At 71.5% G+C, this 22,504-nt stretch carries 20 protein-coding genes; 13 read left to right on the top strand and 7 right to left on the bottom strand.

What is annotated here, in order from left to right:
* Positions 1–131: 131 nt before the first annotated feature.
* From QSK36_RS20160 to QSK36_RS20150, 3 genes are all read left to right on the top strand, one after another.
* Positions 132–593 carry a CBS domain-containing protein gene (locus QSK36_RS20160; RefSeq protein ID WP_183541360.1) on the top strand — a complete coding sequence of 154 codons (462 nt, stop codon included), beginning with the start codon at positions 132–134 and terminating at the stop codon, positions 591–593.
* 152 nt (positions 594–745) lie between these two features.
* Entirely contained in the window at positions 746–2,479 is a 1,734-nt protein-coding gene (locus tag QSK36_RS20155) for an ABC transporter ATP-binding protein (RefSeq protein ID WP_285783479.1), read from the top strand.
* Positions 2,476–4,473 carry an ABC transporter ATP-binding protein gene (locus QSK36_RS20150; protein ID WP_285783478.1) on the top strand — a complete coding sequence of 666 codons (1,998 nt, stop codon included), beginning with the start codon at positions 2,476–2,478 and terminating at the stop codon, positions 4,471–4,473. The genes QSK36_RS20155 and QSK36_RS20150 overlap by 4 nt, the downstream gene beginning before the upstream one ends.
* A 46-nt stretch (positions 4,474–4,519) precedes the next feature.
* On the opposite strand, the gene QSK36_RS20145 is transcribed toward QSK36_RS20150, so the two are convergent.
* From QSK36_RS20145 to QSK36_RS20135, 3 genes are all read right to left on the bottom strand, one after another.
* A complete protein-coding gene (locus QSK36_RS20145) occupies positions 4,520–5,818 on the bottom strand; it encodes an NAD(P)/FAD-dependent oxidoreductase (protein ID WP_183541355.1) in 1,299 nt (432 codons plus the stop codon).
* Positions 5,819–5,833: 15 nt separating this feature from the next.
* A complete protein-coding gene (locus QSK36_RS20140) occupies positions 5,834–6,250 on the bottom strand; it encodes an ATP-binding protein (protein ID WP_285783477.1) in 417 nt (138 codons plus the stop codon).
* 120 nt (positions 6,251–6,370) lie between these two features.
* Positions 6,371–7,150 (bottom strand): SigB/SigF/SigG family RNA polymerase sigma factor, encoded by a 780-nt coding sequence (locus QSK36_RS20135; protein WP_139574223.1) that lies wholly within the window; start codon positions 7,148–7,150, stop codon positions 6,371–6,373.
* A gap of 186 nt (positions 7,151–7,336) precedes the next feature.
* Here QSK36_RS20135 and QSK36_RS20130 point away from each other — a divergent pair, with 186 nt between their 5' ends.
* Positions 7,337–7,693, top strand: a complete 357-nt coding sequence (locus QSK36_RS20130; protein WP_285783476.1) for an STAS domain-containing protein — start codon at positions 7,337–7,339, stop codon at positions 7,691–7,693.
* 84 nt (positions 7,694–7,777) lie between these two features.
* On the opposite strand, the gene QSK36_RS20125 is transcribed toward QSK36_RS20130, so the two are convergent.
* A complete protein-coding gene (locus QSK36_RS20125; RefSeq protein WP_183541351.1) occupies positions 7,778–8,488 on the bottom strand; it encodes a GAF and ANTAR domain-containing protein in 711 nt (236 codons plus the stop codon).
* A 97-nt stretch (positions 8,489–8,585) separates the two neighbouring features.
* On the opposite strand from QSK36_RS20125, the gene QSK36_RS20120 reads away from it, so the two are divergent.
* The 6 genes from QSK36_RS20120 to QSK36_RS20095 all read left to right on the top strand — a co-directional run bounded on the left by QSK36_RS20120 (position 8,586) and on the right by QSK36_RS20095 (position 15,541).
* A complete protein-coding gene (locus tag QSK36_RS20120; protein ID WP_285783475.1) occupies positions 8,586–10,391 on the top strand; it encodes a SpoIIE family protein phosphatase in 1,806 nt (601 codons plus the stop codon).
* A gap of 65 nt (positions 10,392–10,456) precedes the next feature.
* Entirely contained in the window at positions 10,457–11,386 is a 930-nt protein-coding gene (locus tag QSK36_RS20115; RefSeq protein WP_183541349.1) for an anti-sigma factor RsbA family regulatory protein, read from the top strand.
* A 114-nt stretch (positions 11,387–11,500) separates the two neighbouring features.
* Complete coding sequence (locus QSK36_RS20110) at positions 11,501–12,553, top strand: glycosyltransferase (protein ID WP_183541347.1); 1,053 nt, start codon at positions 11,501–11,503, stop codon at positions 12,551–12,553.
* Between the two features lie 90 nt (positions 12,554–12,643).
* Positions 12,644–13,840 (top strand): glycoside hydrolase family 16 protein, encoded by a 1,197-nt coding sequence (locus QSK36_RS20105; protein ID WP_285783474.1) that lies wholly within the window; start codon positions 12,644–12,646, stop codon positions 13,838–13,840.
* 45 nt (positions 13,841–13,885) lie between these two features.
* Positions 13,886–15,007 carry an RNA polymerase subunit sigma-70 gene (locus tag QSK36_RS20100; RefSeq protein ID WP_285783473.1) on the top strand — a complete coding sequence of 374 codons (1,122 nt, stop codon included), beginning with the start codon at positions 13,886–13,888 and terminating at the stop codon, positions 15,005–15,007.
* 93 nt (positions 15,008–15,100) lie between these two features.
* The gene (locus QSK36_RS20095) at positions 15,101–15,541 is read left to right on the top strand and encodes a hypothetical protein (protein WP_285783472.1); all 441 of its coding nucleotides are present in this window, start codon (positions 15,101–15,103) and stop codon (positions 15,539–15,541) included.
* A 5-nt stretch (positions 15,542–15,546) separates the two neighbouring features.
* Here QSK36_RS20095 and QSK36_RS20090 read toward each other — a convergent pair whose 3' ends face one another.
* A complete protein-coding gene (locus QSK36_RS20090) occupies positions 15,547–16,602 on the bottom strand; it encodes a PucR family transcriptional regulator (RefSeq protein ID WP_285783471.1) in 1,056 nt (351 codons plus the stop codon).
* 83 nt (positions 16,603–16,685) lie between these two features.
* Between QSK36_RS20090 and QSK36_RS20085 the strand changes: the two genes are divergently transcribed.
* Positions 16,686–17,597 (top strand): proline dehydrogenase family protein, encoded by a 912-nt coding sequence (locus tag QSK36_RS20085; RefSeq protein WP_285783470.1) that lies wholly within the window; start codon positions 16,686–16,688, stop codon positions 17,595–17,597.
* Entirely contained in the window at positions 17,597–19,270 is a 1,674-nt protein-coding gene (gene pruA, locus QSK36_RS20080; RefSeq protein ID WP_285783469.1) for an L-glutamate gamma-semialdehyde dehydrogenase, read from the top strand. Before QSK36_RS20085 ends, pruA begins: the two co-directional genes overlap by 1 nt.
* Here pruA and QSK36_RS20075 read toward each other — a convergent pair.
* Positions 19,264–20,541: an MFS transporter gene (locus tag QSK36_RS20075; RefSeq protein WP_285783468.1), complete on the bottom strand. Its 1,278-nt coding sequence runs from the start codon at positions 20,539–20,541 to the stop codon at positions 19,264–19,266. The genes pruA and QSK36_RS20075 overlap by 7 nt on opposite strands.
* Before the next feature lie 96 nt (positions 20,542–20,637).
* Between QSK36_RS20075 and QSK36_RS20070 the strand changes: the two genes are divergently transcribed.
* Positions 20,638–21,090, top strand: a complete 453-nt coding sequence (locus QSK36_RS20070; RefSeq protein WP_240808895.1) for a winged helix-turn-helix transcriptional regulator — start codon at positions 20,638–20,640, stop codon at positions 21,088–21,090.
* Between the two features lie 245 nt (positions 21,091–21,335).
* Here QSK36_RS20070 and QSK36_RS20065 read toward each other — a convergent pair whose 3' ends face one another.
* Positions 21,336–22,379 carry an NAD(P)-dependent alcohol dehydrogenase gene (locus QSK36_RS20065; protein ID WP_285783500.1) on the bottom strand — a complete coding sequence of 348 codons (1,044 nt, stop codon included), beginning with the start codon at positions 22,377–22,379 and terminating at the stop codon, positions 21,336–21,338.
* Positions 22,380–22,504: the final 125 nt, after the last annotated feature.

The following is a 22,504-nucleotide window of genomic DNA, read 5'->3' as shown; positions in this document are numbered from 1 at the left end:
CCCAAAACAACGTTCCTGAAAACGCGAAGCGGTCTCGTGGGAGCGCACCTCCCGCGAGACCGCAGAGCCGTATAACCGTATAAACCGTATAACCGCAAGAATCCGCCCCACCGGCCCCTCAGGAGACCGAGATGCCCCACAAGGTGGAAGAGGTCATGACGCGCGATCCGGTCACGCTGCCGGAGGAGGCCTCGGTGGTCAAGGCCGCCAAGCTGATGCGCGACCGCGGGATCGGCGACGTGCTGGTGATCGGGGACGGCCGGCTGTGCGGGCTGGTGACCGACCGGGACATCGTCGTACGCGCGGTCGCGGAGGGCAGGGACCTCGCCACCACCCCGCTGGCGACGCTGTGCACCTGCGACGTGGTGACCGTCGGCCCCGACCAGGACGTGGCCGAGGCGGCGCGGCTGATGCGCGAGAAGGACGTGCACCAGCTTCCGGTGGTCGTGGACGGCCGCCCGGTCGGCGTCGTCGCCCTGGCCGACCTCACCCGCGACCTCACCCCCGGTCACGCCGCCGACCTCACCCCCGATATCACCATCGGCGGGCTCGATCCCGAGCACACATCCGGCCACGCTCCCGCCCCCGCCTGACGGCCCTCGTACGGCCCTGTCACCCGCGCAGGAGGGCGGACGCGGGTGCCCTGTTCGCTCCTGCTGAAAATCATGGGTGAGTGAGCTAGCTGCTCATATAGCGTGTTCCGCATGATTTTGCCCTCCCCGCGACGCTCCCCTGGACCACGACCGTGCTGAGCCGTCTGCTCCGCACGTATCTGCGGCCCTACTCGCCCGCGCTCACGGCGGTGGTGCTGTTCCAGCTCGTCGGCACCATCGCCTCCCTGTACCTGCCCAGCCTGAACGCCGACATCATCGACCAGGGGGTGGCCACCGGCGACACCGGCTACATCCTGGCCACCGGCGGCTGGATGCTGACCGTGTCCCTCGTGCAGATCGCCTGCTCGATCGCGGCGGTCTATCACGGTGCCCGGGTGGCGGCGGGGTTCGGCCGGGACGTCCGGTCGGCGCTCTTCCACCGCGTGAGCGGGTTCTCCCAGCGGGAGGTCGCCGCGTTCGGGGCTCCGTCGCTGATCACCCGCAACACCAACGACGTGCAGCAGATCCAGATGCTCGTGGTGATGACCTGCACGATGCTGGTCGCGGCGCCCATCATGGGGGTCGGCGGCATCATCATGGCCCTGCGTCAGGACGTCGGGCTGTCGTGGCTCATGCTGGTCTGCGTCCCGGTGCTGCTGGTCTCGATCGGGCTGATCGTCTTCCGCATGGTCCCGCAGTTCCGCGCCATGCAGACCCGCATCGACGTGGTGAACCAGGTGCTCCGCGAGCAGCTTTCCGGCATCCGCGTGGTGCGGGCCTTCGTCCGGGAGCGTGAGGAGACCCGCCGGTTCGCGCAGGCGAACGACGAGCTGACCGGGACGGCGCTGCGCGTCGGGCGGCTGACCGCGCTCATCTTCCCCACCGTGATGCTGATCCTCAACGCCTCCAGCGTCGCCGTGCTGTGGTTCGGCGCCGCCCGGGTGGACAGCGGTGAGATGCAGGTGGGCGCCCTCACCGCGTTCCTCATGTACCTGATGCAGATCCTCATGTCGATGATGATGGCCACCTTCATCTCGATCATGATCCCGCGCGCCGCGGTCTGCGCGGAGCGCATCGCCGAGGTGCTGGACACCGAGTCGTCGGTGCGCCCGCCCGAGCATCCCGTACGGCAGGTGGACCGCCGGGCCGAGCTGGAGCTGCGTGACGTCGAGTTCCGCTATCCGGGCGCGGAGGCGCCGGTGTTGTCCGGTGTCTCCTTCCGCGTGGCCGCGGGACAGACCACCGCGGTCATCGGCAGCACCGGGTCGGGGAAGACGACCCTGGTCTCCCTGGTGCCCCGGCTGTTCGACGCGACGTCCGGCGCCGTGCTGATCGACGGTGCCGACGTACGCGACCTCGACCCCCAGATGCTCTGGACGCGCATCGGCCTGGTGCCGCAGAAGCCGTATCTGTTCACCGGCACCGTGGCGAGCAACCTGCGGTACGGCAACCCGGTCGCCACCGACGAGGAGCTGTGGGAGGCGCTGGAGATCGCCCAGGCCCGCGACTTCGTCGAGGCGATGCCCGAGGGCCTGCAGGCGCCGATCTCCCAGGGCGGCACGAACGTGTCCGGGGGGCAGCGCCAGCGCCTGTCCATCGCCCGCGCGCTGGTCGCCAAACCCGAGATCTATCTGTTCGACGACTCGTTCTCGGCACTCGACCTCACCACCGACGCCAGGCTGCGCGCCGCTCTGCGCCCGTACACGGCCGACGCCGCCGTGGTGATCGTCGCCCAGCGGGTCTCCACCATCGCCGACGCCGACCAGATCGTCGTCCTGGACGACGGCGTCGTCGTCGGCATCGGCACCCATGACGAGCTGCTCGGTTCCTGCCCGACGTACGTCGAGATCGTCGAGTCCCAACTGACCGCGGGGAGTGCGGTATGAGCGACCGGCCCACGGCACGGCCCACAGCACCGGCACGACCGCGGCCCGCCGGAGGCGGCGGTTTCGGGCCCTTCGGCGGCGGGCAGATGCCGGCGGAGAAGTCGATGAACTTCGGCCCCTCCGTCCGGCGGCTGCTGCGCCGGTTGAGCCCGGAACGGCCGAGGATCCTGGCCGTGATCGGCCTCGCCGTGATCAGCGTGGTGTTCTCCGTCATCGGGCCGAAGCTGCTCGGCCGCGCGACCGACGTGATCTTCAGTGGTGTGATCGGCGGACGGCTGCCCGCGGGAACGACCAAGGAGCAGGCCGTGCAGGGCCTGCGCGCCTCGGGCCACGGCGACTTCGCCGACATGCTCTCAGGGATGGACGTCGTTCCCGGTCACGGCATCGACTTCGGCGCGCTGGCCACGGTCCTGGCCTGGGTGCTGGGGCTGTACGTCGCGGCGTCGCTGTTCATGTGGCTGCAGGGCCGGCTGCTCAACGACGTGACGCAGCGCACGGTGTTCCGCCTCCGGGCCGACGTCGAGGACAAACTGCACCGGCTCCCGCTGAAGTTCTTCGACGGCCAGCCGCGCGGCGAGCTGCTCAGCCGGGTCACCAACGACATCGACAACGTGTCCCAGACCCTGCAGCAGACGCTGAGCCAGCTGCTGAGCTCGCTGCTCACCGTGATCGGCGTGCTGGTCATGATGTTCGTGATCTCGCCGCTGCTCGCGGTGATCGCGCTGGTGACGATCCCGGTCACGATGATCGTCACCGGGCAGATCGCCAAGCGCTCGCAGAAGCAGTTCGTCGCCCAGTGGGCCCACACCGGCACGCTGAACGCCCACATCGAGGAGGCGTTCACCGGCCACGAGCTCGTGAAGGTCTTCGGGCGGGGCCCGGAGGTCGAGCAGGTGTTCCGGGAGCGGAACGAGGCCCTGTACACGGCGAGCTTCGGCGCGCAGTTCATCTCCGGGATCATCATGCCCTCGATGATGTTCATCGGGAACCTCAACTACGTCGCCATCGCGGTCGTCGGCGCCGTACGGGTGGCCGGCGGGTCGATGAGCCTGGGCGACGTCCAGGCGTTCATCCAGTACTCCCGGCAGTTCACCCAGCCGCTGACCCAGGTCGCCTCGATGGCCAACCTGCTGCAGTCGGGGGTGGCCTCAGCCGAGCGGGTCTTCGAGCTGCTGGACGCCGAGGAGCAGAAGCCCGACCCCGCCGACCCGGTGCTGCCCGCCACCCGGCGGGGGCGCGTCGAGTTCGAGCACGTGTCCTTCAGGTACGACCCCGAGCAGCCCCTCATCGAGGACCTGTCGCTGGTGGCCGAGCCCGGGCACACGATCGCGATCGTCGGTCCGACCGGCGCGGGGAAGACCACGCTGGTCAACCTGATCATGCGCTTCTACGAGCTGGACGCGGGCCGCATCACCCTCGACGGCGTCGACATCACGGCGATGCGACGCGAGGACCTGCGCTCCCAGATCGGCATGGTGCTCCAGGACACCTGGCTGTTCGGCGGGACGATCCGCGACAACATCGCCTACGGCAACCCCAGGGCCACCGAGGAGGAGATCCAGGCGGCGGCACGGGCGACGTACGTCGACCGGTTCGTCCGCACCCTTCCGGACGGGTACGACACCGTGATCGACGAGGAGGGCGGCAACATCAGCGCCGGCGAGAAGCAGCTGCTGACCATCGCCCGCGCCTTCCTCGCCAACCCGTCCCTGCTCATCCTGGACGAGGCGACCAGCTCGGTCGACACCCGCACCGAGGTCCTGGTGCAGCACGCGATGGCCGCGCTGCGCAGCGACAGGACCAGCTTCGTCATCGCCCACCGGCTGTCCACCATCCGCGACGCCGACCTCATCCTGGTGATGGAGGCCGGGAGCATCGTCGAGCACGGCACCCACGACGAACTGCTCGCCACCCGGGGCGCCTACCACCGGCTCTACTCGGCCCAATTCGCCGGTGCCCTGGCCGGCGACGACACCCCCACGGAAGTGGGCTGAGGAGTGCCGCGTGGCCTCGGGTCACGCGGCGCTCCCCCACTGCGGGTCACGAGCGGGCGGACAGGGTGAACTCCTTGCGCGGCTCCTCGATGGCCCCCAGGGAGACGATCTCCCGGGGGAAGAACAGCCCGAGCGTCCAGTCCATGAGGATCCGGGTCTTCTTGTTGAAGGTCGGCATCCGCGTCAGGTGATAGGTGCGGTGCATCAGCCAGGCGGGGAAGCCGCGAAGCTCCCGGCCGTAGATCTGCGCGACCCCCTTGTAGAGTCCCAGGCTCGCCACCGACCCCGCGTACTTGTGCCGGTACGGCCGCTGGGCCTCCCCCCGCAGCGCCGCGAGCAGGTTGTCGGCCAGCGTCTTGGCCTGCCGTACGGCGTGCTGGGCGTTGGGCGGGCAGAACTCGCCCGGCCGGGTGAGGTCGGGGACGGCGGCGGAGTCGCCCGCGGCGAAGGCGAAGTCGGTGCCGTGCACGCGCAGGTAGGGATCGACCCTGATCCTGCTCCTCTTGTCCAGTGGCAGGTCGCCCGCGCCGACCAGCGGGTTGGGCTTGACGCCGGCCGTCCAGACGAGGGTGTCGGCGTCGAACTCCTCGCCGTCGCTCAGCACGATGCGGCAGCCCTCCGCGGACTTCAGCAGCGTGCCCATGCGGATCTCGATGCCCCGCTCGCGCAGCTGCAGGGCCGTCCACTTGCCCATGTCCGGGCCGACCTCGGGCAGGATGCGGTCGGTGGCCTCGACGAGGATCCAGCGCATGTCCTCGCGGCGCAGCCCGGCGAAGTACTTGAGCGCGCCCGCCGCCATGTCCTCCAGCTCGGCCAGGGCCTCCACGCCGGCGTAGCCGCCGCCGACGAAGACGAAGGTGAGGGCCTTGCGGCGGACCTCCGCGTCCGGCGTGGACGCGGCGATGTCGAGGCAACCGAGCACGTGGTTGCGCAGGGCGATGGCCTCTTCGATGGTCTTGAAGCCGATGCCGTGCTCGGCCAGGCCGGGCACCGGAAGCAGCCGTGAGATCGAGCCCGGCGCGACGACCAGGTAGTCGTATTCGATGGTGAGGTCGGGCCCCTCGTGCGGGGTGAACTCCGCCTTGCGGTCGCCCAGCCGCACCTGGGTGACCCGCCCGCTGAGGATCTGGCACTTGTTCAGCACCCGCCTGAGCGGGACGACGACGTGCCGCGCCTCGATGTTCCCCGCGGCCGCCTCCGGCAGGAAGGGCTGGTAGGTCATGTAGGAGTCGAGGTCCGCGACGGTCACGAGTGCCTCGCCGCGGCGGAGCCTGCGTTGCAGGCGGAGTGCTGTGTACATGCCGACGTATCCGCCGCCGACGATCAGAATCCGTGGGACAGCCATGGCTGTCCCCTACCCCTACTCAAGGAGGAAACGCATCGTCACCGTGGTCCCCCTGGGACCGGTGGTGACCTGGAGGTCGTTGCTCAACATGCGCGCGACCCAGAGCCCCATGCCGCTGGTCGCGTCCTCCGGAGGCGGGTCGTGGCCCGGCTCGCCCTCGAGACGCCACTCCCGGCCGTCGTCGTGCACGGCGACCACCAGGGCCGGCCCGTCACGCCAGATGCCCAGCCGCGCCTTGGTCGACCCGTGGGTGACCGCGTTGGTGGCGACCTCGTTGAGCGCGACGAGGAAGTCGCCGATCGCGTCCTCCCGCATGTCGCGACGCAGCGCCTCGGCGGCGGCGAACTCCCGCAGATCGGGCAGATCGGCTAAGGAGAAGGCACGCTCCCTCGCCGCTCTGGTGACGTGCGCGGGAACGCCGTCATCTTTCACCCGGTACACGCCTCCCGCCGGAAATCTGGCCGTCTCAGGATCTATGGGCTGTGGGCAGGACGAAGATACCCCGGGACACCGCCTTGGCACAGACGGTGTCCCGGGCATCGTCGCATCCTCTCATCCCGCGACGAGCTCCGCCCGGAGCTGGTCGAGGGTCTTGCGGAGGATCCGTGAGACGTGCATCTGCGATATGCCGAACTCCGCCGCGATCTCGGCCTGCGTCATGTTGCCGTAGAAACGCAGCAGGAGGATGTTCTTCTCCCGCTCGGGGAGGAGGTCGATGAGAGGCTTCAGCGCCTCGGCGTCCACCAGGGTGTCGAGTGCGTCGTCCTCTTCGGGGATCACGTCGCCGAGGGCGGCGGCGTCGTCGTCGGCCCCGATCGGCGCGTCCAGGGAGAGGGTGCTGTACGCCGCGGAGGCGTCCATGGTGAGGAGCATGTCCTCCTCCGACAGACCCATCTTCTTGGCGAGCTCGGCGACGGTGGGGAACCGGCCCAGCTCCTGGGTCATGTCGGCGACGTGCCGGTTGAGCTCGGCCCGGCGCTCCTGGTAGAGGCGGGGCACCCGGACGGCCCAGGTGCGGTCTCGGAAGTGCCGCTTGACCTCGCCCGTCATGGTGACCATGGCGTACCCGCGGAAGCTGTGGCCCAGGGTGGGGTCGAAGCCGTTGATGGCCTTCATGAGGCCGACGTACGCGGCCTGGAGGAGGTCTTCCATAGGCTCGCCACGGTTGAGGTACCGCCGGGCGATGTCCCTCGCCATCGGACGGTGCATTTCTACGATCTTCTCACGGAGGCGTTCCCGCCGCTCCTCGGACAGTCCGTCCTCGGCCAGCTCGGCCAGGAGCTCTTCGGCGGTCGGATTGCTGACGGTCTCTGCACGGACCTCGGCAGCCATCTGCGCAGTCCCCTCGTATTTTCTCGCGAGGGCGCCTACGCGCTGGGGTGACCACGCAGAAGGCACGCCTCGCTACAGTATCGAGACGAGGCCCTCTGCTGGACCTCTGCTTCAGTATATTGCCCCAAAATCAGGAGTATCACCACCCCTTCGGCACCAGTAATGTTGCCGCAGAGGAGGCGCGAGGTGTCTAACAACGGACTGCTGTCCCTGACGTCCAGCATGGCGGGGGACATCGTGGTGATCCATGTGAACGGTGTCCTCGACGCCACGACACGTGAGCAGTTCTCGGACTACCTGGACGCCGCGGCGGACGACCACGGTCCCGGCATGATCCTTGACCTGGGCGGCGTGACGTTCATGGACTCCCGGGCGCTGGGCCTGATCGTGCATCACTGGCAGCGCTCGACCACGGCCGGCGCCAACTTCGCGCTGATCTCCGTGCAATACCCGAACTCCAAGGTCATGTGGGTCACCGGCCTGTCGGAACGGCTGCCCCTGTTCGACACCCTCGACGAGGCTCTGGCCGCGTTCGCCGCCTAGAGTTCGCCACGCCCCGCCGCCACCCCGCGCCGCCACCCTCCGCTGCCACCCCGTGCCGGCCGCCGGCCGCCCGTACGGCCCCGCTCAGGCCGGGGCGGCTCCCCCGTGCTTCTGCTGGTGCTCGGTCACCAGGAGCTTGGCCAGGTCGGCCACCTTGACCTGGTGGTGCTGCGACACCCGCCTGAGCTCCTCGAACGCCTCCTCGGCGGAGCAGCCGCTCTTCGACATGATGATGCCCTTGGCCTGGTCGATCACCGACCGGCCCGCCAGGGCCTCCTGCATCTGCGCCGCGCCGGTCAGGACGTCGTCGAACTCCCAGATGTTGGCCAGCGCCACGGTGACCTGTTCGCGCAGCAGGGCCATGAGCGTGCCGCCTGAGCTGAACACGCCGGGGCGCACGCCGTACAGGCCGATGATCACGACGGCGCCTTCCACGGCGATCGGCACGACGAGGACCGAGCGCACCCCGTGCCGCACGGCGGTGGCGGCGTAGCGGGACCAGCGGGACTCGCGCATCACGTCGGGGATCGCCACCGGGCGCCCGGTGGACAGCGCCTCCCTCGACGGGCCCTCGCGCAGGTCGCGCTCGCGGTCGATCAGCACGGTGAGCTCGCTGTGGGAGGCGGCCAGCAGCACGCGCTCCTCCATCCACAGCTCGGCGGTGCCGCCGGCGCATCCGGGGACGCCGCGCGCGACCGCCTCGGTGATGCCGCGCAGAACGCTCTCGGCCGACGTGCCCTCTGTCACACGGCCCAGCGCCGCGAGGTCACGCGCGAGAATGGATGTCGTCTCCATGGTAGAAAGACCATTCCCATAGTTTTCGGGTTAATCCAGGCTGGATCGATTAGACCCGGGGTTTGGCGTAGCGTCTACGTCGAGAGAGGGGGGCAGCTTGCCCGACACCGCCGAGCTCGAGCGCGCGTTGAGCGGGCTCGCCGACCGCATCGCCACCCTACGGGAAGATCCCGATCCGGGTGCGATGCTACGGGAGCTGGACGCCGCCGAGGAACTGGTCCGCAAGGCCCTGAGCGAGCTGGCGCGCAACCGCAGGCGCAGGGACGGCGGCAGCCAGCGCGAGCAGAAGCTGCTGCGCCAGGTTTTCCGCGCGCTGCCGATCCCAGTGATCATCATGGACACGGGCGGCACGGTGCGCCGTATCAACAACGAGACCACGCGCCTGCTCGGCAGCCCGGCCGGCTACCTCCTGGGCCGCGCCTTCCCCCTGCTCGTCGACGTGACCGCCCGGGCCGCGTTCCGGCAGCGCTTCGCCGCCGTCCTCCACGGCGACGACAGCGCCTCGTTCCAGACCCGGCTGGCCCACCAGGGCCGCGCCCACACCGTACGGCTGGTGCTGAGCCGCCTGCGCATGCCGGGCGAGCCGCAGGAGATGATCGCCGGGGTCGTGCTGCCCACCGAGGTCCAGCTGCCCGAGCCGGCCGCACAGGCGGGCGTGCCCGACGACGCGGCGGTCCTGGCGGCGGCCAGGCGGCACGAGCTGCTGTCGCGGCTGACCGGGCTGCTGCTCGACGAGGAGAGCCTGCGCGAGCCCGTCGCCCTGCTGCGGGCGGCCCGCCTGCTGGCGGCGGAGACGGCCGACTGGGTGATCGCCGACGTCGCCAGGGACGGCGGCCTGGTCCGGTCGGTCGTCATCGGGCCGAGCGACCAGCCGGTCGGGCGGCTGCAGCGGACGGTCGAGGAGGCCCCGCCCGCGCTGGCTCCGGTCGTGGAGCAGGTGATGACCACGCAGAGCGGCGTCGTCCACGAGATGCTGACCGACGACTCCCTGCTCGGCGGCGACGCGCTCCAGGCGATGCGCGCGGGCTCGCTGCTCAGTGTGCCGATCCGCGCCGACGGCGAGGCGCGCGGCGTGCTCACGCTGGTGCGGCTGCGCGACCGGCCGCCGTTCGGCCTGGCCGACCTGGGCCTGCTGGAGGAGATCGGCCTGCACCTCGGCCTGGCGATGCGTGCCCAGCAGGGGTTCCAACGCCGGGCGCAGGCCGCCGACACCCTGCAGACCGGCGTGCTCCCCCGCACGCTCCCCGAGATCCCCGGCTTCGAGATCGCCGCCGCCTACCACCCCGGCTCCGGCATGCGCGCCATCGGCGGCGAGTTCTACGACGTGTTCCCCGTCAAGAACGGATGGGGCTTCGTGATCGGCAGTGCGGCGGGACGCGGCGAGGAGGCGGCCGCCGTCATCGCCATGGTCCGCAACGGCCTGCGCGTGCTGAGCGTGTGGGAGGACGACCCGGGGCAGGCCCTGCACAAGGTCAACGACGCGCTCGTCGCGCAGAACACGGGCCTGTTCGTGATGGCCGCCGCGGGCTTCGTGCGGGGGCGCAAGGTGCGGCTCGCCTCCGCCGGGCACCATCCCACGGCGCTGATCCAGCCGGGCGGCGGCGTCCGCTTCTCCGAGGGCGGCGGCGTTCCGCTGGGGTTCGAGGAGGGCTCGGTCCCCGCGACGGAGGAGCTCACGCTTTCGGCCGGGGAGACGCTCGTCCTCTACAGCGACGGCCTGGTGGGCTCGCAGAGCCCCGCCGGGGACAACTACGGCGAGCAGCGGCTCACCGAGGCCCTCGCCCGCTGCGCCGGGCAGCCCCCGGGCGCGGTCGTCAAGGCCATCGAGGAGGACCACCGGGCCTTCTGCGGCAGCCACGCGGTCGACGAGATCACCGTCCTCACGCTGCGCCGCTCCCGCTGACGGGATTTGCCGCCGCCTCGGCGACGTGGTGGACTGAGGTGAATGCGATACGTGGGGGCGGTCGCATGACTGAGTTCATCCACGAGGCCGGACTGTACGGCTCCGACGACGAGTTCCTCGGGATGGCCGTGCCATTCGTCCGGGACGGGCTGGACAAGGGCGAGCCGGTGATGGTCACCACCACAGCGGGAAACCTCGATCTCCTCGGCGCCGCGCTCGGCCACGACGCCCGGCGCGTCGACTACGCCGAGAGCGCGTACTTCGGCCGCCGCACCGCGCAGCGGGCGGCCGCATTCCTGCGTTACTGGGAGCGCAACGCGGCGCGCGGGCGGGTCCGCGTTCTGGCCGAGCCGGTGTGGGCGGGCCGCTCGGCCCGCGACGTCGTGACCTGGAAGCGGATGGAGTCGGGGCTCAACGTCATCCTCGCCGGCACGGGCGTGTGGATGATCTGCCCGTACGACACCAGGACGGCCGGTCCCGGCGTCGTCGAGGACGCGCTGCGCACCCACCCCTCGATCAGCGTCGGCGGCCGGGAGCGGCGGCCCTCCCCCACGTACGCCGACCCGGCGCGCTTCATCGGCGAGTGCGACCGCGAGCCGCTGCCGGAGATTCCCCGAGACGCGGCGGTCGCGACGATCGGTCACCTGCGGCGTGTGCGGCGCTTCGCCGGCGAGCAGGCCCGGCTCCACGGGCTGGCGGAGGACAGGGCCGCGATGCTGTGCGTGGCCGTGCACGAGGCGGCCCGCTACCTGGGCCTGCCGGTGACCGCCCGGATGTGGGAGACGTTCGGGGCGCTGGTGTGCGACCTGTGGGCCGGCCGGGAGACGGAGTGTGATCCGCTCGCCGGTTTCACTCCTCCGGGCCCGGACGAGCGGCCCGGGGACGGCCTGTGGGTGGCCCGCCAGATCTGCGACTACCTGGACATTCGGCAGGAGGAGGGCGGCTGCCGGATCAGACTGCAGGCGGCCACGGCGCGGCTGCAGGAGTCCGCATGATTTTTCCCGATTAGGCGTTTAGCGCGAATCAGAGTAAGGTAAACATCCTCTACATCGATCGTGCCTAGGACGCAGGCACACCCTTTCAGACGCCTTCCTGTCTTGAGGTGTGCCATGGATATCGCAATCGTCTCCGCGCACGAGCTGACTCCCGACACTCCCGCCATCGCCCGTGAGCTGGGGCGGGGCCACCGGGTGACCGTCTACACCCGCTCGAAGGTCCAGGGGGACGGCGTCGAGCACGTGCCCGCCGGACCCGACGTGGAGCTGTCGGAAAGCGACCTCCTCCCCTACATCTCGGACTTCAGCGACGGCCTGCGGCGCAGGTGGCGGGAGCACCGCCCGGACATCATCCACGCCTACTCGTGGTCCAGCGGCCTGGCCGCCATCGCCGGGTCCGAGGGCCTGGGCGTGCCGGTCACCCAGACCTTCCACAGTCACTACGACGACGCCCGGAGCGCCGCGCCGGTGCGGCGGCTGGAGTGCGCGATCGGCCGCCGGGCCAGGGCGGTGATCGCCGCCTGCGCCGACGAGGAGTCCGAGCTGATCCGGATGGGCGTGCCGCGCCGCAACATCTCGGTCGTCCCGCACGGCGTGGACATCGAGCGCTTCCGCCGTCAGGGCCCGGCCTTCCCGAGGGGCGAGCGGCCCCGCCTCCTCCACGTGGGGCACGTGGGCGCCGACTGGGCCGTGCACGCCCTGCGGGCCGTACCGGAGGCCGAGCTGGTGATCGCGGGCGGCGACGACCAGAGTGTCGAGCGGCTGCGCGCCCTCGCCGGGGAGCACGGCGTGGCGGACCGCGTGGAGATGCTCGGGATGGTCCCGCACACCGCGATGCCCAAGCTCATGCGCAGCGCCGACCTGGTGCTGTCGCTGCCGCCGACCGTCCCCACGGGCACGGCCGCGCTGGAGGCCATGGCCTGCGGCATTCCGGTCATCGCCTCGGCCGCCGGGGCGCACCTCGACTCGGTGGTGGACGGCGTGACCGGATTCCTGACCCGGCCCGACCGCCCGCTGGAGATCGCCCACCGGATCCGCCGCCTGCTCGGCGACGCCACCCTGCGCACGGCCATCGGCTACGCGGCCGCCGACCGCGCCCGTTCCCGCTATTCGGTCGAGCGAATCAGCATGGAACTGCTCCGCGTTTACGAGAAGACGTGCGCGTAAAGGCAAGCGATATTACCGGATTTAGGCCGTTATCTGAGTGAAATCATGTGATTAACTCGGCTCATGTCACGTCATGGGCCTGGTTTAGCGGTGGCGGCGGCGATGCTCATCGCCGCCGCCACGGCCTGTTCAAGCGGGGACTCCACGAAGGTGTTCAACGCCGGGAGCGAGTCCACCGCACAAGGGTCGGCGTCCTCCCCCGGTTCGCCCGGCGCGCTGCCGGGCAACGCGAACGCGGCGGGGCTGAGCGCGACGCAGACCGCCACCGCCGCCGCCGCACCCGCCGGAGAGGACGCCGGCCGGAACGGCGACGAGGCCGCGGAGAAGATCGGCGACACCACGGTCGCGGAGAAGATCGGCGACGTCCCCGCGGCCCCCTCGCCGCGCCCCTCCCCCCTTCCGTCTCCCGGCCTCTCGTCCGGCCCGCAGGCGACACCCGCGCCCACGACCGGAACCGAGACCGAGCCGCCGATGCGGCTCGCGCGGCCCGTGCGCACCGCCGACCGGCCGGTCGTGGTGGACGCCATCGAACCGGAAGACGTGCCCCGGGCGGACCGCGCGCCTGCCCGGGCGATCCCCGGAGGCGCGAACGGGGCCGCGCGGGAGTCCTCCCCGCCGTCGCGTACGCCGTCCGCTACACCGCCCCGCTCGTCCGGCGCCTCCGCGGGCGGCTGGGGCGACCCGGCCCTGGCCGAGGACTTCGGCGGGCAGGCGCTGCGCCTCGCCGGGGGCGGCGGCGACGTGGACCTGTCCGGAACGTCGGTCCAGCGGTACGGCCGCTGGGAGGTCCGCCTGCGGGCCGAGGGGGGCGCGCTTCCCGTCGCGCTGCTGCGGTCCGCCCCGTCGGGCGCCGCCCAGAACGGAGACTCGCAACGCGACGGCTCCCGATACGACGACTCGCGATACGACGACTCGTGGCGCGACGATTCGGAATACGCCGGGCCGCAGGACGACGTCTCGCAGTTCGGCGAGACGGACGGCGCGGGGACGGAGGACGCGGCGATCGGCGTGGCGGGGATCGCGGGCGGGCGGCGCGTGGAGCTGTCCGTCCGGCAGGGCCGGGAACTGGCCCAGGCCGCGATGGCGGCCGACTTCACCCAGTGGCACACGGTCACCGTCGACTGGCTGCCCGGCCGGGTGACCTTCTGGTTTGACGGCAGGCAGGTGTGGAACTACACCGGCCCGTACGTCCCCCGATCCCAGATGGGCCTGGTGTTGCGCAACGACGCGTCCGTCGGCACGGTGTACGTCGACTGGGTGCGGGTCTACCGGGCTCCGGAGCGGTAGCCTTACCGGATGATCTCGGATGCGTGACGGAGACGCGGGGCGGGTGTGAGCGAACGGCACGGCACGGCCGGGCAACCCCCAGCCGATCCCTCGGCGGAACCCACAGCGGAACCCACAGCGGAACCCACGGCGGATTCCAGGGCCGAACCCGCGGCGGAGGCGGTCCGGGCGGGCGACGAGGCCGTGTTCGGCGAGCACGCCGCGCGTCACCGGCACGAGCTGCGGGTGCACTGCTACCGGATGCTCGGGTCGTTCACCGACGCCGAGGACCTGGTGCAGGAGACGCTGCTGCGGGCCTGGCGGGCCCGGGAGAGCTTCGAGGGACGCTCGACGTTCCGGGCGTGGCTGTACCGGATCGCCACGAACGCCTGCCTGGACGCGCTGTCCGGCCCGGCCCGCGCCCGCGAGATGGTGGCGGCGGACGTCTCGGAGAGCCCGGGGCGTCCGGCCGCGGCCGACGTCCCCTGGCTCCAGCCCTATCCGGACGAGCTGCTTGATCTGGCGGCGCCGGACGAGGGTGCGCCGGACGCGGTGGCCATCGCCCGGGAGACCGTCGAGCTGGCGTTCCTGGCGGCGATCCAGCACCTCCCGCCGCGGCAGCGGGCCGTGCTGATCCTTCGTGACGTCGTCGGCCGGCCGGTGGCCGAGACCGCCGAGGCGCTGGAGATGAGCGTCGCCTCGGTCAAGAGCGCGTTGCAGCGCGCCCGCGCGACGCTGCGCGGGCGGCTGCCCAGGCGGCGGGCGGACTGGTCCGCGGCCACCCGGCCCAGCCGCGACGAGCTCGACCTGCTGGAGCGCTACGTCACCGCCTCCAGGAACGCCGACCTGACGGCGCTGGCGGCGCTGCTGCGCGAGGACGTCCTGCAGGCCATGCCGCCCGCCGCCCTGGTGTACGACGGGCGGGCGGCCGTGCTCGACATGTGGCGCCCGGTCCTGGAGGGCGAGGAGCGCTGGGGCGAGTGGCACTGCGTCCCGCTCGCGGTGAACCGGCAGCCCGCGGTGGCGAACTACGTGCGGCGGCCCGGTGAGACCTCCTACACCGCGGTCAACATCGACGTGTTGTGCGCCGAGGACGGCCTCATCACGGAGATCACCACTTTCGGCCCCGAGCTGCTGCCCCTGTTCGGCCTGCCGCTCTCCGTCGAACAGGCCGTTACCGGATCGTGATGCGGGATGACCGTGCGGACCGATTCCCTTTCCCGGCCCGCGCCGTCGTACGAGCGGTATCGCAGAACGCCACCAACGGAGAAGGGGAACACCATGCCGGACATCATCGAGACGACGCAGCCGGACGAGCAGGTCAGGGCGCTGGACCGGCTGGTCGGCTCATGGCGCGTGACCGGCGGCGCGGAGGGCACGGTCACCTACCGCTGGATGGAGGGGGGATTCTTCCTCATCCAGGACATCCGGATGGAGCAGGACGGCCAGCCGATCGTCGGCCTCGAGGTCATCGGCCGTGAGAGGTCCTACGGGGCCGACAAGCCGAGTGAGGACATCAAGTCGCGCTACTACGGCAGCGGGGGCGACACCCTCGACTACGTCTACGAACTCGACGGCGACACGCTGACCATCTGGTTCGGCGAGAAGGGGTCTCCGGCGTACTTCCGGGGCACCTTCACCGCCGACGGCGACGCCATGACCGGCCGCTGGAACTACCCCGGCGGCGGAGGCTACGAGTCGAACATGACCAGGATCGGGTAGCCCCTTCACGGGTGAGGCGGGAGCAGGGCCGCCGCCTTCAGCGACAGGTGGAGCAGCAGGCGGTCCTCCCCGTCGGCGAGGTCGAGCCCCGTGAGGTGCCCGGCCTTGCCCAGGCGGTAGTACAGCGTCTGCCTGTGTACGCCCAGCGCCGCCGCCGTCTCCTGGACCTGCCCGGCGTGGTCGAGGTATGCCTCCACGCTCGCCGCGATCCTGGGCGTGAGGGCGACCGACTCGGCGGCGAGGTCGGCCAGGTCGCGCGGGGACAGCCGGGCCAGCAGCCGGTAGACGCCGAGCGCGCTCCAGTCGGCGACCGGGGCGTGCCGCTCGACGTGCTCGGCCACCCGCAGCGCCAGCAGCGCCTCCCGCCAGCTCTGCCACGCCTCCCCCGGGTCGTCGCGCGGGCCCCCGACTCCGGCGGCCATGCCGTACAGGCCGTGCAGGAGGCGCGCGACGTGCGCGGCCTGCGCGGCGGGCGCCAGCACCGCGAGCAGCGGCGCGTCCACGGCCGTGCCGGCCACGTCCGGGTCGGCGAGCACGCCGCGCGGCAGCGTGCGCGGCGGTCCGGGGACCTCCGCGGGCGTCCGCACGGCCATCGCCGTCACCGGTCCCTCGACGTCCACCCCGGCGGTGGCGCGGACCGCGGGGTCGGCCGAGAAGAACTGGCGCAGCGGGGCGTGCCGCCCGCGGGCCTGCGTGGCCAGCAGCGCGGCCGCCCGGCCGACCAGCGGCGCGACGGCGGCCAGTCGCTCGTCGGTGAGCGCCCCGGATTCGAGCGCCCACAGGTAGCCGTAGGTCACCCCGCCGTGCCGTAGCGGCACGCACACGCGGCCGAGCAGGCCGGGCAGCCCGGGGATGCGCACCGGGCCCGTCGCGGTGGCGATGCCGTACGCCTCGAAGTGGGCCCGCACCTCGTCGGACGCGTGCCTGCGCAGGATCGACTCCTGCCGCACGCGGTCGATGTCCCCGCTCTGCGCGCCGTACGCCAGCAGGTTGAACGAGCGGTCCTCCAGCGTCACGGAGGCGTCGAGCAGCCGGGAGATCTCATCGGCGATGTCTTGCATGCTGACATTCTTGTGCATTTGTCGAAAAATACTGTGGCGGATGTCCGTGGAACTTCCGTGACGTGCGGATTTAGCCTGAGGCCATGCTCGGTTCCCTGCTTCTCGCGGGCTCACGCAGCCCGCTCGCCCGCCGGGCCGTGTCGGGGCTCCCGCTCACGCGCAAGGTCGTCGACCGTTTCGTGGCCGGGGAGTCCACCACGGACGCCGTCGCCGCGACGCGCCGCCTGACCGGTTCGGGGCTGTCCGTCACCATCGACCATCTGGGCGAGGAGGTCCGGGACCCCGGAACCGCCGTCGCCGCCGCCAAGGCGTACGTCTCGCTGCTTGAGGAGCTGCGGCCGCTCGGCCTCGGCGCCCGGGCCGAGGTGTCGGTCAAGCTGTCGGCCGTCGGCCAGGCCCTCGATCCGGGCATGGCCCTGGAGAACGCGCGGCAGATCTGCGCGGCGGCGCGGGAGTGCGGTTCCACCGTCACCCTGGACATGGAGGACCACACCACCGTCGACGCGACGCTCGGCGTGCTGCGCACGCTGCGGGAGGACTTCCCGGAGACGGGCGTGGCGATCCAGTCCTACCTGTTCCGCAGCGAGGCCGACTGCCGCGACCTCGCGGGGTCGCGGGTGCGGCTGGTCAAGGGCGCCTACGCCGAGCCCGCCTCGGTGGCCTGGCAGAGCAAGGCCGAGGTCGACCGCGCGTACGTGCGGTGCCTGCGGGCGCTCATGTCGGGCACGGGCTATCCCATGGTGGCCACGCACGACGACCGGCTGATCGCGATCGCCGAGTCGCTCGCGGTGAGCGCCGGGCGCGGCCCGGACGACTACGAGTTCCAGATGCTCTACGGCATCCGGGCCGACAGGCAGGCGGCGCTGGCCGCGGCCGGGTCGCGGGTGCGGGTCTACGTCCCCTACGGCGACGACTGGTATGGCTACTTCATGCGCCGCCTCGCCGAGCGCCCGGCCAACGTCGCCTTCTTCCTTCGCGCTCTGAGGGGTAAATGATGGATGCGATCACCGACGTCCCGGTGCCGGCGAACGAGCCGGTGCACGCGTACGGACCGGGCAGCGCCGAGCGCGCGGCCCTGGAGACCCGGATCAAGGAGCTGTCGGGGGCGTCCCTCGACCTGACGATGACGATCGGCGGCGAGCGGCGCATGGCCGGCGGCGCCCCGATCGACGTCGTGCAGCCGCACAACCACGCCGCCGTGCTCGGCCGTACGGCCGACGCCACCGCGGCCGACGTGCGGGCGGCGGTGGACGCGGCGCTGGAGGCCGCGCCGCGCTGGCGGGCCCTGCCGTTCGAGGAGCGCGCCGCGGTGTTCCTCAGGGCCGCCGAGCTGCTCAGTGGCCCGTGGCGGCCCACGCTCAACGCGGCCACCATTCTCGGCCAGTCGAAGTCGGCGCAGCAGGCCGAGATCGACGCCGCGTGCGAGCTGATCGACTTCTTCCGGTTCAACGTCGCCTACGCCCGGCGGCTCCTCGCCGAGCAGCCGCAGTCGGCGCCGGGCGTGTGGAACCGCATGGAGTATCGGCCGCTGGAGGGCTTCGTCCTGGCGATCACGCCGTTCAACTTCACCTCCATCGCGGCCAACCTGCCGGCGGCGGCGGCGCTGATGGGCAACGTCGTGGTGTGGAAGCCGTCGCCGACGCAGCAGTTCTCGGCGCACTTCACCATGCGGCTGCTGGAGGCGGCCGGGCTGCCGCCCGGCGTGATCAACATGGTCACCGGCAACGGCGCCGCCGTCTCCGAGGTCGCCCTGCCCCATCCCGAGCTGGCCGGGATCCACTTCACCGGCTCGACGGCCACGTTCCAGCACCTGTGGCGCACCGTCGGGGAGAACATCGCGGGCTACCGGGGCTACCCGCGGCTCGTCGGCGAGACCGGCGGCAAGGACTTCATCCTGGCCCACCCGTCCGCGGAGACCGGTGTGCTGGCGACCGCGCTGCTGCGGGGCGCGTTCGAATACCAGGGCCAGAAGTGCTCGGCGGCCTCCCGGGCGTACGTGCCGCGCTCGCTGTGGACCCGGATGCGCGACGACTTCGTCTCGGCGGCCGAGTCGCTCACCGTGGGCGACGTGTCGGGCGACCTGTCGACGTTCATGGGCGCGGTGATCGACGCTCGGGCCTTCGCCAAGCACAGGGAGGCGATCGACCGGGCGCGGTCGGCGGACTCGATCGAGGTGCTCACCGGCTCCTACGACGACTCGGCCGGCTACTTCGTCCGGCCGACCATGCTGGAGTGCGCCGATCCCACGGACGAGGTCTTCTCGAAGGAGTACTTCGGCCCGATCCTCGCCGTCCACGTCTACGACGACACCGCGTACGACGCCGTGCTGGACCAGATGGAGAGCGTCGCGCCGTACGCGCTGACCGGGTCGGTCATCGCGCGGGACCGGTACGCGATCGACGACGCCACCGAGCGGCTGCGCTTCGCCGCGGGCAACTTCTACGTCAACGACAAGCCCACCGGCGCGGTCGTCGGGCAGCAGCCGTTCGGCGGGGCCCGCGCCTCGGGCACCAACGACAAGGCCGGCTCGATCTTCAATCTGATCCGCTGGGTCAACGCCCGCACGATCAAGGAGACCTTCGTGCCCCCGGTCGTGAGCGGGCCGTACAAGGGCGACGTGCCGCAGGGCGGCTGGCAGCAGCCCGACCTCGGCGACCTCGGCTACTGACGGACCGTGATGCCCTCGGAACCCGATGCGGGGTTCCGAGGGCATCCGTGCGTCGTGGGGCGGGACCAGCGTGCGGACAGTCCCCAGACGGCGAGGGCCGCCAGGCTGAAGGCCGCGCCGAGCAGGCAGACGGCGCCCCAGCCGGCGACGCTGTACACGGTGGTGGAGGCCAGCGCCCCGGCGGCGCTTCCGGCCGAGTAGAACATCATGTAGCCGCCGATGACCCGGCTGCCCGCATCGGGGCGGTGGGCGTAGATCATGCTCTGGCTGGTGACGTGGACGGCCTGCACCGCCAGGTCGAGCAGGACCGCGCCGAGCGCGAGAGCCCACAGGGACCGCTGGGTGAGGGCCAGGGGGATCCAGGAGACCGCGAGCAGGAGCAGGGCTCCCCCGGTGGTCCGCTCGCCGAGGCCGCGGTCGTGCAGCCGCCCGGCCGGTGCGGCGGCCGCGGCGCCGGCGGCGCCGGCGAGACCGAAGGCGCCGATGGCGGTGTGGGTCAGGGACAGCGGCGGAGCGCTGAGCGGCAGGGCCACGCAGCTCCACAGCGTGCTGAAGGACGCGAAGACGAGCAGGGCGAGCACGCCCCGGGTGCGCAGGAGGGGTTCCGCGGCGAACAGCGCGACGGTGGAACCCAGCAGCCGGCGGTAGGGCATGCGGGGCGGCGCCGCGAACCGGCGCGGCAGGACCCGCCGCAGGGCGAGGGTGAGGAGCAGCATCGCCGCGGCCGAGGCGAGGTAGACGGCGCGCCAGCCGGCCAGATCGGCCAGCAACCCGGAAACTGTGCGGGCGAGCAGGATCCCGAGCACGATGCCGCTCGTGACCTGGCCCACCACGCGACCTCGGCGGGCCTGCGTGCTCAGCGCGGCGGCGTAGGCGACCAGGGACTGGGTGACGACGGCCAGGAAGCCGACCGCGGCGGCGGAGGCGAACAGCACGGGCGCGTGCGCGGCGGCGCCCAGGGCCGCGAGCGCCGCGGCCAGCAGCAGCGACTGCGTGGTCACCAGTTTTCTCCGGTCGAGCACGTCGCCGAGAGGCACCAGCAGGAACAGGCCCAGTCCGTAGCCGAGCTGGGTCGCCGTGACCATGGCGCCGGCCGCCGCCTGCCCGATCCCGAAGTCCTGGGCGAGGGTGGCCAGCAGCGGCTGCGCGAAGTAGACGTTCGCCACGGCCGTACCGGCGGCCAGGGCGAACAGCACGGTGGTTCCGCGTGGTACGGGGCCCGCGTTCGCGGTCTGCGTCTCGTGCCCGTCCGTGGTCTCACACGTGGCCATTACCCCTCCTGGTTTCAAGTTGCTACCAGACGCGAGATTACGGGCAGCTGGTAGCATGTTGCAACCAAGGGGGTGCGAGAAAGAGGGACGATCGTGGTGAGACGGACCCGTTTCGACGACAGCGACTGCCCCGTGGCGCGCTCGGTGGACGCCATCGGCGACTGGTGGTCACTGCTGATCGTGCGCGACGCCTTCGACGGACATCGCCGCTTCGGCGAGTTCCAGCGCAGTCTCGGCGTCGCGAAGAACATCCTCGCCGCGCGGCTGCGCGCCCTCGTCGCCGGCGGCGTCTTCGAGGTCGTGCCGGCCTCCGACGGAAGCGCCTACCAGGAGTACGTCCTGACCCCCAAGGGCCGGGGGCTCTTCCCGGTGATCGTCGCCCTCCGGCAGTGGGGCGAGGGCCACTTCTTCGCCGAGGACGAGCCGCATTCCGAACTGGTGGACCGGCTGTCCGCCCGGCCGCTGGCCCCTCTGCGGATCCAGGCCGCCGACGGGCGTCCCATCGCACCCGAGGACACCGTCGTCGTCAAGGTTCCCCACCGTCACTGACGCTTCGGCGCCTCCCGGCACCGCTCGTCTCGGCAAGGCTGGAAATCTCGGCGACCTCGGCTGCCGACGGATCGCGATGCCCTCGGAACCCCGGTGCGGGTTCCGAGGGCATCACGTCGTACGCGGGACGACCACGCGAAGAGTGGCCACCGCGCCTGCCGAGAAGGAGTGAGTCGCTCAGCGGCCCTGCTGCTGACCCGCTCGGTGACGCCCGCTGCTTGTACCGGGCTCGGTCGCGGTGCGCGTCAGCCGAGGGTGGCGGTGTCGATGACGAACCGGTAGCGGACGTCGGAGGCCAGGACACGCTGGTAGGCCTCGTTGATCTGGTCCGCCGAGATCAGCTCGACGTCGGCGCCGATGCGGTGCTCAGCGCAGAAGTTCAGCATCTCCTGCGTCTCGGCGATGCCGCCGATCATCGACCCGGCGAAGGAGCGTCGAGCACCGATGAGGGAGAACACGTTGAGGCTCAACGGCTCGGCGGGGGCGCCGACGTTGACCAGGGTGCCGTCGACGGCGAGCAGGCCGAGGTAGGCGTCGAGGTCGATGCGGGCGCTGACCGTGTTCACGATCAGGTCGAACCGGCCGGCGAGCTGCTCGAACGTGTCGGGGTCGCCGGTGGCGTGGTAGTGGTCGGCCCCGAGCCGCAGGCCGTCCTCCTGCTTCTTCAAGGATTGCGAGAGCACGGTGACCTCGGCGCCCATGGCGTGGGCGATCTTGACGGCCATGTGCCCGAGCCCGCCGAGGCCGACGACGGCGACCTTCTTGCCCGGACCGGCCCCCCAGCGGCGCAGCGGCGAGTAGGTGGTGATGCCGGCGCACAGCAGCGGCGCCGCGGCCGCCGGGTCGATGCCCTCGGGCACCGACAGGACGAAGTCGGCGTCGACGACGACGTGCGTGGAGTAGCCGCCTTGGGTGATGGTGCCGTCCCGGTCCACGCCGCCATAGGTGGCCACCATCCCGTCCAGGCAGTACTGCTCGTCGCCGTTGCGGCAGTTGGCGCACTCACCGCAGGCGTTGACCATGCAGCCCACTCCGACCCGGTCACCCACCCGGTGCCGGGTGACGGCGGCGCCGACCTCGGTGACGATGCCGACGATCTCGTGGCCGGGGACCAGCGGATAGGGCTGGGGTCCCCAGTCGCCGTTGACGGTGTGGATGTCGGAGTGGCAGATGCCGGCGTACTCGACCTCGATGAGCACGTCGTTGAGGCCGACGTCACGCCGTTCGATGATCGTGGGGGCAAGCGGCTCGGCGGCGGCCGGCGCGGCGTAGGCATGAACACGCATGATGATTGCTCCTCAGGTAAGGGCCCGCCCCCCAAATGCTCACTGGGCCGGTGCTCAGTGGGCTGGTGCTCACTTGGCTGGGCTCAGTTGGCTGGTGCTCACTTGGCTGGGCGAGGTGGCCACCACCC

It is taken from the genome of Microbispora sp. NBRC 16548 (assembly GCF_030268985.1).
In the GTDB taxonomy this organism is placed as follows: Bacteria; Actinomycetota; Actinomycetes; order Streptosporangiales; family Streptosporangiaceae; genus Microbispora; species Microbispora catharanthi.
This window is presented reverse-complemented; position numbering and strand designations above follow the sequence as displayed.

Bases quoted from the DNA above. Each gene is read 5' to 3' on its own strand.
- QSK36_RS20160 (WP_183541360.1), top strand. From the start codon at position 132: ATGCCCCACAAGGTGGAAGAGGTCATGACGCGCGATCCGGTCACGCTG.
- QSK36_RS20150 (WP_285783478.1), top strand. From the start codon at position 2,476: ATGAGCGACCGGCCCACGGCACGGCCCACAGCACCGGCACGACCGCGG.
- QSK36_RS20145 (WP_183541355.1), bottom strand. From the start codon at position 5,818: ATGGCTGTCCCACGGATTCTGATCGTCGGCGGCGGATACGTCGGCATG.
- QSK36_RS20135 (WP_139574223.1), bottom strand. From the start codon at position 7,150: ATGGCTGCCGAGGTCCGTGCAGAGACCGTCAGCAATCCGACCGCCGAA.
- QSK36_RS20125 (WP_183541351.1), bottom strand. From the start codon at position 8,488: ATGGAGACGACATCCATTCTCGCGCGTGACCTCGCGGCGCTGGGCCGT.
- QSK36_RS20115 (WP_183541349.1), top strand. From the start codon at position 10,457: ATGACTGAGTTCATCCACGAGGCCGGACTGTACGGCTCCGACGACGAG.
- QSK36_RS20110 (WP_183541347.1), top strand. From the start codon at position 11,501: ATGGATATCGCAATCGTCTCCGCGCACGAGCTGACTCCCGACACTCCC.
- QSK36_RS20095 (WP_285783472.1), top strand. From the start codon at position 15,101: ATGCCGGACATCATCGAGACGACGCAGCCGGACGAGCAGGTCAGGGCG.
- QSK36_RS20090 (WP_285783471.1), bottom strand. From the start codon at position 16,602: ATGCAAGACATCGCCGATGAGATCTCCCGGCTGCTCGACGCCTCCGTG.
- QSK36_RS20085 (WP_285783470.1), top strand. From the start codon at position 16,686: ATGCTCGGTTCCCTGCTTCTCGCGGGCTCACGCAGCCCGCTCGCCCGC.
- pruA (WP_285783469.1), top strand. From the start codon at position 17,597: ATGGATGCGATCACCGACGTCCCGGTGCCGGCGAACGAGCCGGTGCAC.
- QSK36_RS20075 (WP_285783468.1), bottom strand. From the start codon at position 20,541: ATGGCCACGTGTGAGACCACGGACGGGCACGAGACGCAGACCGCGAAC.